13 protein-coding genes and 1 tRNA gene are annotated in these 11,024 nt (G+C 63.7%); 2 read left to right on the top strand and 12 right to left on the bottom strand.

The window, feature by feature from the left end; genetic code table 11:
* Positions 1–134: 134 nt before the first annotated feature.
* The 9 genes from AX702_RS22020 to AX702_RS08760 all read right to left on the bottom strand — a co-directional run bounded on the left by AX702_RS22020 (position 135) and on the right by AX702_RS08760 (position 8,074).
* A complete protein-coding gene (locus AX702_RS22020) occupies positions 135–311 on the bottom strand; it encodes a hypothetical protein (protein WP_156455417.1) in 177 nt (58 codons plus the stop codon).
* Positions 308–1,072: an MBL fold metallo-hydrolase gene (locus tag AX702_RS08795; RefSeq protein WP_066778582.1), complete on the bottom strand. Its 765-nt coding sequence runs from the start codon at positions 1,070–1,072 to the stop codon at positions 308–310. The genes AX702_RS22020 and AX702_RS08795 overlap by 4 nt, the downstream gene beginning before the upstream one ends.
* A complete protein-coding gene (locus AX702_RS08790; protein ID WP_066778580.1) occupies positions 1,069–1,845 on the bottom strand; it encodes a TatD family hydrolase in 777 nt (258 codons plus the stop codon). Before AX702_RS08790 ends, AX702_RS08795 begins: the two co-directional genes overlap by 4 nt.
* The gene (gene metG, locus AX702_RS08785) at positions 1,845–3,392 is read right to left on the bottom strand and encodes a methionine--tRNA ligase (RefSeq protein ID WP_066778575.1); all 1,548 of its coding nucleotides are present in this window, start codon (positions 3,390–3,392) and stop codon (positions 1,845–1,847) included. Before metG ends, AX702_RS08790 begins: the two co-directional genes overlap by 1 nt.
* A 15-nt stretch (positions 3,393–3,407) precedes the next feature.
* Positions 3,408–4,355, bottom strand: a complete 948-nt coding sequence (locus AX702_RS08780; protein ID WP_066778573.1) for an AAA family ATPase — start codon at positions 4,353–4,355, stop codon at positions 3,408–3,410.
* A complete protein-coding gene (tmk, locus tag AX702_RS08775) occupies positions 4,352–4,978 on the bottom strand; it encodes a dTMP kinase (protein WP_066778572.1) in 627 nt (208 codons plus the stop codon). The genes AX702_RS08780 and tmk overlap by 4 nt, the downstream gene beginning before the upstream one ends.
* Positions 4,975–6,150 carry a D-alanyl-D-alanine carboxypeptidase family protein gene (locus AX702_RS08770; RefSeq protein WP_066778571.1) on the bottom strand — a complete coding sequence of 392 codons (1,176 nt, stop codon included), beginning with the start codon at positions 6,148–6,150 and terminating at the stop codon, positions 4,975–4,977. The genes tmk and AX702_RS08770 overlap by 4 nt, the downstream gene beginning before the upstream one ends.
* A 21-nt stretch (positions 6,151–6,171) precedes the next feature.
* A complete protein-coding gene (locus tag AX702_RS08765) occupies positions 6,172–6,891 on the bottom strand; it encodes an SPOR domain-containing protein (protein WP_231731787.1) in 720 nt (239 codons plus the stop codon).
* 139 nt (positions 6,892–7,030) lie between these two features.
* The gene (locus tag AX702_RS08760) at positions 7,031–8,074 is read right to left on the bottom strand and encodes a lytic murein transglycosylase (protein ID WP_082746148.1); all 1,044 of its coding nucleotides are present in this window, start codon (positions 8,072–8,074) and stop codon (positions 7,031–7,033) included.
* Positions 8,075–8,168: 94 nt separating this feature from the next.
* On the opposite strand from AX702_RS08760, the gene AX702_RS08755 reads away from it, so the two are divergent.
* Positions 8,169–8,258 (top strand) — tRNA-Ser (locus AX702_RS08755).
* Positions 8,259–8,671: 413 nt separating this feature from the next.
* Positions 8,672–9,766, top strand: coding sequence for a hypothetical protein (locus AX702_RS08750; RefSeq protein ID WP_066778568.1), 1,095 nt, complete (start codon positions 8,672–8,674; stop codon positions 9,764–9,766).
* 89 nt (positions 9,767–9,855) lie between these two features.
* Here the strand turns inward: AX702_RS08750 and AX702_RS08745 are convergent, their stop codons facing one another.
* The 3 genes from AX702_RS08745 to fabZ form a co-directional block, all read right to left on the bottom strand.
* Positions 9,856–10,173: a PilZ domain-containing protein gene (locus AX702_RS08745; RefSeq protein ID WP_066778566.1), complete on the bottom strand. Its 318-nt coding sequence runs from the start codon at positions 10,171–10,173 to the stop codon at positions 9,856–9,858.
* 37 nt (positions 10,174–10,210) lie between these two features.
* Positions 10,211–10,438, bottom strand: a complete 228-nt coding sequence (gene rpmE, locus AX702_RS08740) for a 50S ribosomal protein L31 (protein WP_066778564.1) — start codon at positions 10,436–10,438, stop codon at positions 10,211–10,213.
* 104 nt (positions 10,439–10,542) lie between these two features.
* The gene (fabZ, locus tag AX702_RS08735) at positions 10,543–11,019 is read right to left on the bottom strand and encodes a 3-hydroxyacyl-ACP dehydratase FabZ (RefSeq protein ID WP_066778562.1); all 477 of its coding nucleotides are present in this window, start codon (positions 11,017–11,019) and stop codon (positions 10,543–10,545) included.
* Positions 11,020–11,024: the final 5 nt, after the last annotated feature.

Raw genomic sequence — 11,024 nt, 5'->3', positions numbered from 1 at the left:
CACTGTGTGCCTTTTCTATCTAGCGGAGCAGTGTCATTTCTACTTAGCGCCTACATGTGCGGTTATCCGATAATACGCATTATGTTAAGGGACGGTGCCTTCGCGATTGGAGGCGGAGTTGCTCCCCCTCATCATCAGCCGATCCTCCAGGTCTGGAAAAGGAGGATTGCCGCGGTGGCAGCAGCGAAGATGAGGATCCAGATGGCGGCGAGCCGGATTACCCTGCTGACCGGAAGCCGCCGCGCCAACAGCGCAGATAGCGGTAGCACGAGCATGGTGAGTAGAAGCAGCGCCTCCGCACCATTGTTCATAAGACGAACTCCTGACCGTCGAAGCCGGGTTCAACGCCCGGCGGCAGTTCGGCCGCGAGTGTCGCATAATCCATCGACTGATCCATATGGGTCAGCGCTGCACGCCGAGGCGCCAGCTCGTCGATCCACGTCAGTGCCTGGTCGAGATGAGGATGAGTCGGGTGTGGTCGTCGCCGGAGAGCGTCGACAATCCAAAGGTCCAGCCCTCGATACAGGTTCATCATTCCGCCAGACATTCCGCTGATGTCAGTGGCATAGCCAAAGGATTTCCCATCAGCGTCGAAGCGCAGGCCGGCAGAGGTGATTGACCCGTGTGGCTGGTCTGTGACGCGTACCGTCATCGACCCAATGTTCAGCTCATCTGGTAATTCCTCCAGCGTGACGGTTGGCGGGTAACCATCATGTCCTTCGAACACGTAGCTGAACATGCTTTCCAGCTGCGCCTTTGTCCGTGGGCGCGCATAGCCCTGCACCGGCCTGCCAAGCTGATGGAAGACTTGCCGCAGATCATCGATGCCGAACACATGATCCGCATGTTCGTGCGTCCAGATCACGGCATCAACCGTGCCGACGTTCGCAGCCAGCAGCTGCTCACGCATGTCCGCGCCAGTATCGACCAGGATCCGGGTGTTCTCGTGCTCTACCAGCACGGAAACCCGCAGCCGCCGGTTGCGCGGTTCGGACGGATCGCAGGCGCCCCAGTCATTGCCGATCCGCGGCACGCCAGAGGACGTCCCGCAACCGAGAACCCGGATCTTCACGCGGCCGTCTTGGCGAAGAGCCTGTGGAAGTTTCGTGCCGTAACCTGCTGAAGTTGTTCGAGCTCTTCACCGCGCAGATTAGCAAGGAAGGCTGCAGTATCGGCAACATAGGCCGGTTCGCCAGTCTTGCCGCGGTGAGGCACCGGCGCAAGAAATGGCGCGTCCGTCTCGATCAACAAGCGATCCAGTGGCAGGTGCGCCGCCGTCGCCTGCAGATCGCGTGCGCTCTTGAACGTCACGATGCCAGAAATTGAAATGTAGAAGCCGAGATCCAGGGCGATATCGGCAAACGCGCGGGTTCCGGTGAAACAATGGATGACGCCGGTAAAGGCACCCTTCCCCAACTCCTCCCGCAGGATCTTCGCGGTATCCTCTTCCGCCTCTCGCGTGTGCACCACGATCGGCACGGCGGCTTCGCGTGCAGCGGCGATATGAGCGCGAAAGCTTGATTGCTGCTGTTCACGATCGGAATGGTCGTAGAAATAATCGAGGCCGGTCTCACCGATCCCGACGATCCGTGAATGGCGAGCGCGCTGTACGAGCTTGGCCGTGTCGACGTGCGGATGCTGATCGGCTTCATGCGGGTGAATACCCACGGTGGCCCAGACATCCGGCTCGCGCTCCGCAGTTGCGAGTACGTCGTCCCACTCGCTTTCCCGTGTGGCGATGTTGAGCATCGCCGTCACCCCGCGCGCACGTGCCCGTTGAAGCACGGCCTGCTGTTCCTCAGCCAACCCCTTGTAATTCAGGTGGCAATGGCTGTCGGCCAGCATCAGTCGGTCTCCACTGGCAATTCGAGCCGCGGGAACGCCGGCGTTGGCGGTAGCAAGGGCGCTCTGCCTTCCGCCCGGCGCGCGTACCATCCATCATCGTCGATCGCGGCGTGATCGCGCTCGTTTTCCGCCACGCCGAGCTGATCGAGGATGGCCGCCGCGCCTGACGGGACGACGGGAAGGATGGCGATAGCAAGGATGCGGATCGCGCGAATGAGCGTGCGCAGGACAGCGTTCATCCGCTCGGGATCGGTCTTTCGCAGGCTCCAGGGCGCCTGGGCATCGATATACTGGTTGCAGGCGAACACGCCGCGCATCCACGCCTCGATACCCTGACTTAACATCAGATCTCCGAATGCAGCCTTAAGCCCTGCCGCTGCAACGAAGACTTCCTCCATCAGGACGCCATCCGCCTCATCCGCACGGCCGGCTTCCGGGAGCGTGCCCAGGTTCTTGGCGACAAAGGACAGGGTGCGCTGGGCGAGATTGCCGAACGAGTTCGCAAGCTCTGCATTTACCCGGGTAACAATGGCTTCTGCAGAATAGCTGCCATCCTGCCCGAAGCTGACTTCGCGCAGGAGGAAGTAGCGCAGTGGATCCACGCCGAAGGCCGAGACGAGGTCGGCGGGATCAACGACGTTGCCCAGGCTCTTCGACATCTTTTCACCGCGGTGAAGGACAAAGCCGTGTCCGAACACCGATCGAGGAAGCGGGAGCTGGGCAGACATCAAGAACGCCGGCCAGTAAACGGCGTGGAAGCGGACAATATCCTTGCCGATCAGGTGCAGATCGGCCGGCCAGTGGCGCATTTCGGCCTCAGGATAGCCGGAACCGGTCAGGTAATTGGTAAGAGCGTCAACCCAGACGTACATCACGTGTCCCGGGCTGCCCGGAACGGGAACACCCCAGTCAAAGCTGGTACGCGAAACCGAGAGGTCGGACAGGCCACCTTCCACGAACCGCATGATTTCGTTCCGGCGCGATTCCGGCCGGATGAAATCGGGATTGGCTTGGTAAAGATCGAGCAGCGGCTGCTGGTACTTCGACAGGCGGAAAAACCAGGTTTCCTCCGCCGTCCAGGTCACCGGCGTGCCCTGAGGGGATAGCTTTGCGCCCCCTTCGCCGTCCACGAGCTCCTTTTCGTCATAGAAGGCCTCGTCCCGAACCGAGTACCATCCCTCATACCGGTCGAGGTACAGGTCGCCGGCCGCTTCCATCGCCTTCCAGATTGCCTGGCTGGCGCGATAATGATCGGCATCGGTCGTGCGGATGAACCGATCATAAGAGATGTTGAGGCCATCACACATCGCACGAAAATGAGACGACATCTCCGCTGCAAGATCTTCAACGGGAACGCCGCGATCGCGCGCGGTCTGAACCATCTTGAGGCCGTGTTCATCGGTTCCGGTCTGAAAGCGTACGTCGCGGCCGCACTGACGCTGAAACCGCGCAATGGCATCGGCGGCGATCGCTTCATATGCGTGACCGATATGCGGCTTGCCGTTGGGATAGCTGATCGCGGTGGTGATGTAGAAGGGGTCGCCCATAGGAAGCCGCCTCTACTATCGTGCGAGCCGCGCGACCACCCCCGCCAACTCAAACACGGTGGTTCCCGGATCCAGCGAAAGCCCGCGTGCGCTGGTGGCGATACGGCGGACTTCGTCATAGGCGTCGAGCGCCAGGCGCAGACCAGCACCCGAGCGATAAGGTGCCTGTTCCGCGATAAAGGTGGGCACGCGGTCCAGGAAAGCCTCGTAGCGCGGTTGTGCCGCCTTGAGCGACAAGGCGCGCATGAGCTTCACTCGTTCGACATTGTCGCGATCCCCGTGGCGGGCAATCGCCGACAGCGCCGCATCGATCCGGTCGAGCTCCAGGCCTGCAAAGCGGAGCGCCCGTCCGGGGGATCCCCCGCCTACCCGCACCAGCGACTCACGCTCGTCATCCGTCGCATCCGGCAGCAATCCGGCAAGCGCCGCCTGCATGTCGGCGCGATCGAGCGGATCGAAGCGCAGGAGGCGGCAACGCGACCGGATCGTCGGGAGCAAACGCCCGGGCGCATGGCTGATCAGCAGGAAAACCGTTCCTGCGGGCGGCTCCTCCAAATTCTTGAGCAGTGCATTGGCACCCGACCGTTCCAGATCATCCACGGCATCGATGAGGACGACCCGCCTTGGCCCGAGCGAAGGCGTGGTGGCGAAGAGCGGCTGGAGCCCCCGCACTTGCGCAATGGTGATGCTGCGCGCGAGATCGCCGTCTGGCTTGCCGTCCTTAGCCAGCCGTTCAAGGACGCGAAAATCGGGGTGGGACCCCGCCTCCACCAGCGCCCGCGTTCGATCCGCTCCAAGATCGCCAGCAGAGCGGGCCAGAAGATCGATGGCGGCTTCGCGGGCGAAGCTGCCTTTGCCGATCCCCTGCGGCCCGGCAAACAGCCATGCGTGGTGCATGGTACCGCCAGCCACCGCCGACTGAAATGCCCCACGCGCCGCCGCATTGCCGCGCAGCGACGTCACGGCAGAAGATCGCTCAGTTCAGCCAGCAACATCGCGGTGACATCGCCGGGAGAGCGGCTGGCGTCCACGATCCGGAAGCGACCGGGCTCCCGCGCGGCGAAGGTACGGAAGGCACGACCCACATCGGCATGGAAGTGTTCACTGCGCTTCGAAAAGCGGTCGATCATACCACCATCGCGGATGCCCGCGCGGCGCACGCCTTCGGCTACCGGCAGGTCCAGAATGAAGGTACGATCCGGCAGCAGCCCGCGCGACCCAAAGCCGTGCAACGCCATGATCGCCGCATCATCAATGCCGCCCGCCGCCCCCTGATAGGCGCGGGTCGAATCGATGAAGCGATCCGTGATCACCCATTTGCCCGCTTCAAGCGCAGGACGGATCACCTGATCGACGTGATCCGAACGTGCAGCGGCGAAGAGCAATGATTCGGCGCGTGGCCCCCATCGAGTCACATCGCCCTGCATCAGCAACGTGCGGATCGCCTCGGCGCCTTCACTGCCGCCAGGCTCGCGGGTGACGAGCACGGTCAGCCCACGCGATTCGAGCGCCGTCGCCAGCGCCCGAGCCTGCGTCGACTTCCCTGCCCCCTCCCCGCCCTCAAGCGAGAGGAAGCGTCCGTTCATCCGAACAATCCCGTGAGCCCCGCCCAGGCACGCCCGAAGAAGCCGGCTTCCTCCACGTCGCTTTCGGCGACGAGCGGCATCGTTTGCACAGGCAGGCCGGGCGAGGTGATCACCAGATCCGCGACATGCGCGCCGGCCTTGATCGGTGCCTTGATCGGGCCCTGATACACGACCTTTGCCGTCATGGCCGGCACCGCGCCGGAGGGCAGCGCCACCTTCAGATCGCGTGGTGCGACAAGGCCGACCGTGGCGGCATCGCCAAGCTGTACGTCCGCATCCGTGACCTTGCGGCCCTGCTTCACCACGGGCTTCGCCTGCCATGCGCGGAAACCCCAATCCATGAAGCGGACCGATTCGCTGATCCGCTGGTTGGAACTGGTGAGACCGGCAAGCACCATCACGAGGCGACGGCCATTCTGCTCGGCAGACCCGGTGAAGCCGTAACCTGCTTCCTCGGTATGCCCTGTCTTCAGACCGTCCGCGCCGGCCACCCGGCCAAGCAGCGGATCGCGGTTTGCCTGCGTGATCGCATCGCCGGAGCCAAGCGTCTTGCCCCAGGTAAATTCCCGGCGCGAGTAGAACTGCTTGTAGAGCTTGGGATGATCCTCGATCGTGGCAGCGGCGAGCTTCGCCAGGTCACGTGCCGTAACATAAGTCACGCCGTTGTCGGGCCAGCCGTTGGAAGTGCCGAAGTGACTGTTCGAAAGCCCGAGCTTCTTGGCGGCTTCGTTCATCCGCTGCGTAAAGGCTTCCTCGGTGCCGGAAATGCCCTCGGCCAAAACGACGCATGCGTCATTCCCAGAGAGGACCACGATACCGTACAGCAGGTTCGCCACGGAGACGCGCTCTCCGGGAGACAGGAACATGGTCGAGCCAGCAGCCGGGCCATGCCACTTCTGCCAGGTTTCTGGGCGTACCTCCAATTCCTGGTCAAGCTTCAGCTCGCCGCGCTTGATGAGGTCGAACGCCACGTAGGCGGTCATCATCTTCGCCATGGATGCCGGCGGCATCCGGCGGTCGGCGTCCTTGGCGAAGAGCACGGCGCCGGACGACAGATCCTTCAGGAACGCGACCGGAGCCACGGTCTGGAACTGCGGTGCAGAGGCAGCGGACGGATAGGCGACCGACAGGGCAATCGCCGGCACCGCGAGAAAGGACAAAAGCTTGGTCATGACGCTCTACTCGGTGCTTCTTCAGGGCTGAACAATGATCGTGGCACCGCCATAGCCGCGGCGTTGGGCTGCGTCACGTGCGCGTTGGGCGGATTTCGCATCGGCAAACGGACCGAGCCGAACACGGTGCAGCGAGCCGGCAGTTTCCACGAAGCCGCCGAGTGTGCGTGCGAGGCCCTGCGCACGCACCGGGTGGGACAAGGCGGCGACCTGGACCAAATATTGTCCGCGCTGCGGCCGGGCGAGCGGTGTTGCAGCCGGGCGCGTGGGAGCAGGCGTAGGGTCGGGCAGTTTGCGCATCGACGTAGCCGTTACAGGCAGAGCGTTCGCGGGCGCGGCCGCGGACACCGATTGCGGCGGCGACAATTGTAGGCGGAGGGCGGCGAGCAGCGCCGGCGGTGCATCCAGCCGCCTTGCCGCGGCCTGCCCTGACCTCAGCGCGTTCAGATCAGCCGGGCTGGCGATCGTGGTCCGCACACGAACCGGAGCGCTGGTCTCTCCGGAAAGGTCGAGCAGTCGGGCGGCGGCAGGCGACAGGGCGATCTCCGCCTTGTCTGTCGTGAGCGATGTCTTTTCGTCGATCAGGGCCAGGATCGTGCGTCCGGTAGCGAGCGCGGTGATCTCCGCCACTGATCCGGGCGGTAGCTGGCGATGTGCAGCGGTGACCGGATTGCCTGTCGATCCGGGTCGGGTTGGCTGCAGCACCGCCAGACCTACCGCGTCATAGCGAGGCTGACCCATGCCGGAGGTGCCCGCCGGGCCTGTTGGCGTACCAGCCTCAGGGGGCAGCGTAACCGCGCCTGAGCCGGGAGACTGCGCCGATGTGGCTGGCGCTGTCGTCAGCGAGGCTAAGGCAAGTCCGACCAGCGCCAAGGGCCGGTCAACGCTCCACGGCATCAGCCAAAAGCCCGACCGACAGCGCGTAGAAGTTCGAGCAATTGTAATCCAGGATGACCCGGTAATTGCCGGTGAGCAGATACGCCGTCTGACCGGGGCCGTCCGGCTCCATCAGCGTGGCGAGCACATCGTCCGCCGGCCAGGCGCGGCCCTGAGGCACGATGCCGAGCGCGCGCCATTCCGCCATGGTACGCCAGGTGCTGTGCCGCTCGAACACGCGCGGGCACCGCGGCGACACCAGCCGGTTGCGCAGCCCCGATCGGTTGAAGCTGGATGGGACGGACACGGCAAAGCCCCAAGGCTGCCCCGGCCGCCATCCGGCATTGACGAAGTAATTGCCGATCGATGCAAGCGTGTCGGCCTGGCTGTTCCAGATGTCCGCCCGCCCATCGCCATCGCCGTCCTTCGCCAGACGGAGGTAGATCGACGGCAGGAATTGCGGGTTACCCGTGGCCCCTGCCCAGCTTCCCTTCAACGTCTCACGCGAAATGCCGCGATCCATGATCTTGAGCGTGGCGATGAACTCACCCGCGAACAGCGACCGTCGCCGGCCTTCATAGGCGAGGGTGGCGAGGCTGCGCAGCAAATCGAAATTGCCAGTGTAGCCGCCATAGTTCGTCTCATGGCCCCAGATGGCCACCATGATCGACTCTGGCACGCCGGTCTCCGCCTCTACACGCGCCAGCCGGCTGCGGTTCGCCGTGTAAGCGGAACGACCGCGCGAGATCCGTGCCGCATCGACGTGGCGCGCCTTATACGGTGCAAAAGGCGGGATGGCCGTGGAGCCTGGGTTGCCGGGCTGCGCACGATCCAGCTCCACCACGCGGGCGCTGTACGTCAGCGTGGGCAGCACCGCGTCAACGGTCGACGGGCGCACGCCTTCCCGCAGCGCCTGGGCCCTCAACTCAGGCAGATAGGCCTGAAACCCTGCCTCATCCTGAGCCTGGGCCGCGCCCGCAAAGGCGAATCCTGCCGCCAGAGCAGTGGCGATGCGAACGAAATAGCTGGTGATGTTGATGCCCCTCACCCTTTCTGTGTGACACAGCCGCCGCTTATTCGGAACCGTCAATCATCGACGGGCTTGCACGTATCGCCGCACCACGCCACAGGGCGTGCGAGCCGGATGGGTGGCCGAGTGGTTTAAGGCAGCGGTCTTGAAAACCGCCGTGGGTTCACGCTCACCGTGGGTTCGAATCCCACCCCATCCGCCATCACGTGCTGGCACGGCTCCGGCAGTCGTCGTCCGGGCGGAGGCGGAGCCTCTGCCCTGCTCATGACCGAGCGCCTGCGCGAGGCCGGATGGCAATTGCCCCTCGAAGAGGTACCCACCTTGGCGGTGATGCGGGGCTTCTGAGCGACCAATGGTGGCATTGCCTGTTGTGGTGAACTGGTGAACATCGGCGACCTACGATAAGCACGTGCTTTCAAAAGGTTCGCTGATATGACGATGACTCGCCGCAGCGTCCTTTCCGGCATTGGCGCGACCTATTTCCTTGCTGCTTGCGGTGGAGAGGATGGCTCGGGCGCGCCATCACCTGCTCCGGCTCCACCTACGGCTCCCGCTCCAACGCCCACACCCGTCCCGACGCCGGTGAGCGCCCTCCGCTCGGTCCTGACGCTTGGCATGTCGGTGTTTCTGGGGGCCGATCTCGTTGGAGGCAATTATCCGGACCGTGCAGCATTCATGCAGGCACGTGCGCCCGTCCGCTACTTCGTCGATCGCCTAGAGGCGCTTCGCGGCCAAGGGGGCGGCGGTACGATCAGCGAAGTGAATCGCGCAGTCGGCGGCTCGTTCGACAACGACACGCCCACCCAATATGCCGAGGTCGCGGGGCAGTCCTTCGACCTTGTGTTCCTCGGCCTGGGAATGAACAGCGGTAGCGCCTACGGCGTACACGGCCGGGGCCCCAATGCCGATTACACGCGACGCATTCTGCGAGACCTGATCCAGCAGATCAAGAAGGACGGAGCGCGGCCGATACTGTGCAACACGATCCATCCCTGGCCGGAGAAGATCACGCCAGCCTCGATCAATTCGGCGCTTCAGGAAGGCGTTGCCTGGCCGGCAAGTTCGGCGACATTGTATCAGCGCGTCCCCCTGCGGTTCGACCAGGGCGCGAATGACCTTGTCGCCCGCGACGGGAGCTTCAGTACCGGACCGGGGCGCTTTCTGAGCGCGGGTTCGCAGCTAAGGGTTCTGTCGGGCGGCGGCCTGAATGATGGACGAACTCTGCGCATTGCTGAGCGGCTGTCGCCAGAGCGGCTTCGGATCGAAGCCGGTGATATCCAGCAATCGGGAGACCTGGACGCCTTTGTTCAGCATTACGCGCCGGACCTCGAGCCCGTCCTCGATCCTCCGCCATCGCGGCAGACACAAAGACGCGATTGGAACGGGTCGGGCGTGGCAGTCGATGGGGTTGCCAGTTATCGTGTGTGGAATTCGATCCTGCAGGAGCTTTGCGCGGAGACCGACACCCTTTTCCTCGACATGGAATATCGCGGGTTTGCCTGGGTGGAGAAACGTGGCTGGGAATCGGTGTACACGTCCGTCTATGCGGGCGAGCGGTTCGAGACCTTCAACCATCCACAGCTCGAGGCGCAGAGCGCGATCTATGGCGGGCTAATGCGGCACCTGGCGGAGCTGGTCCACCAGAACGCCCTGCCACCGGGCTATGCCGTTTTGCGCGGCCCGGATGTCCATGCCGTTACCGGCGCATAGCGGCGCAGCGACGTTTCGGTCGAGACATTGCCCACTATCGGGCCAACAAAGGATGTGTGAAACACGACGGCCCAGGCGGCAATGGACCGTCAGTCCTGCAGCGCGCGGAGCTGCTCTAGTATTTTCTGCTGAAGCGGCTTTTGAAAGCGGCAGCCGGCGCTGAAATCGTCGGCCCAGATAATTTCGGCCGCGACGGTGCCCACGACGGGCAAGGTGAGCCAGATCATGTTTCCGGCACGCAGCGTGGAATGCGTTTTCATCCGGGCGCCGTCGACAGAGAGATCGACGATTCGGCACAAAGTTCGGCTGAAGGCATCGTCACCCAGCCGCACATCAAACGATGCCGGCGCACGCGGGTTACGGCGCCGGCCAGTCGTATCCGCAGGTTCGAACTCCGCCGCGAACATCACGTACAAGTCATGTTCGCGGCGGCAATCCGGATGCTTACTTGCGAAGCGTGAGCCCGCCGAAACGCTTGTTGAAGCGTGCGACCTGACCACCCTGGTCGAGCATCTGACCGCGACCACCAGTCCACGCCGGGTGAGCGAGCGGATCGATCTCGAGCGTCATCGTGTCGCCTTCCTTGCCCCAGGTGGAGCGAGTTTCGTACACGGTGCCGTCCGTCATCTGCACCTTGATCATGTGGTAGTCGGGGTGGGTATCTTTCTTCACGTCTTCTTCTCCGAAATGGCTGGTTCCGACCAGCCTGAAGGAAGCGGCGCGCCTAGCAGACGAGCGCTTCCCCTGCAATGCAGACGTTGCGCCGTGGACCTGGGTCAGGCGGCAGGCGGATCCGCGATCATCGCGGTGAACTCACATTCAGCCGCGAGCTCATCGCCGATCAGCGCGCGACCAGCGAATTTGCACACCCGTGCCCGCTTCTGAACGAAGGAAACCTCCAGACGGAGCAGCACGCCCGGTTCCACCGGCTTGCGGAACTTCACGCCATCGATCGACATGAAATAGACCAGCTTGCCGGTTCCCGACAGGCCGAGGCTTTCGACCGCGAGGACGCCAGCGGCTTGCGCCAGCGCCTCCACGATCAGAACGCCTGGCATGATCGGACGCCCCGGGAAATGGCCCTGAAAAAAACCTTCGTTGATCGTCACCGCCTTGATCGCGGTGATCGACACGTCCGGCACCAGCTGTTCCACACGGTCCACGAGCAGCATCGGATACCGATGCGGCAGCGCCGCCATCACTTTGGTGACGTCAAAAGGCCCAAGCGCCGTCGAAGTAGGCGTATCCGTCATGACCA

The organism is Sphingomonas sp. CCH5-D11 (assembly GCF_001557395.1).
In the GTDB taxonomy this organism is placed as follows: Bacteria; Pseudomonadota; Alphaproteobacteria; order Sphingomonadales; family Sphingomonadaceae; genus Sphingomonas.
The sequence above is the reverse complement of the archived record's forward strand: the minus strand, read 5'-3'. Positions and strand labels throughout refer to the sequence as shown.

Bases quoted from the DNA above. Each gene is read 5' to 3' on its own strand.
- AX702_RS22020 (WP_156455417.1), bottom strand. From the start codon at position 311: ATGAACAATGGTGCGGAGGCGCTGCTTCTACTCACCATGCTCGTGCTA.
- AX702_RS08790 (WP_066778580.1), bottom strand. From the start codon at position 1,845: ATGCTGGCCGACAGCCATTGCCACCTGAATTACAAGGGGTTGGCTGAG.
- metG (WP_066778575.1), bottom strand. From the start codon at position 3,392: ATGGGCGACCCCTTCTACATCACCACCGCGATCAGCTATCCCAACGGC.
- tmk (WP_066778572.1), bottom strand. From the start codon at position 4,978: ATGAACGGACGCTTCCTCTCGCTTGAGGGCGGGGAGGGGGCAGGGAAG.
- AX702_RS08770 (WP_066778571.1), bottom strand. From the start codon at position 6,150: ATGACCAAGCTTTTGTCCTTTCTCGCGGTGCCGGCGATTGCCCTGTCG.
- AX702_RS08765 (WP_231731787.1), bottom strand. From the start codon at position 6,891: ATGGGTCAGCCTCGCTATGACGCGGTAGGTCTGGCGGTGCTGCAGCCA.
- AX702_RS08750 (WP_066778568.1), top strand. From the start codon at position 8,672: ATGTCGGTGTTTCTGGGGGCCGATCTCGTTGGAGGCAATTATCCGGAC.
- AX702_RS08745 (WP_066778566.1), bottom strand. From the start codon at position 10,173: ATGTTCGCGGCGGAGTTCGAACCTGCGGATACGACTGGCCGGCGCCGT.
- fabZ (WP_066778562.1), bottom strand. From the start codon at position 11,019: ATGACGGATACGCCTACTTCGACGGCGCTTGGGCCTTTTGACGTCACC.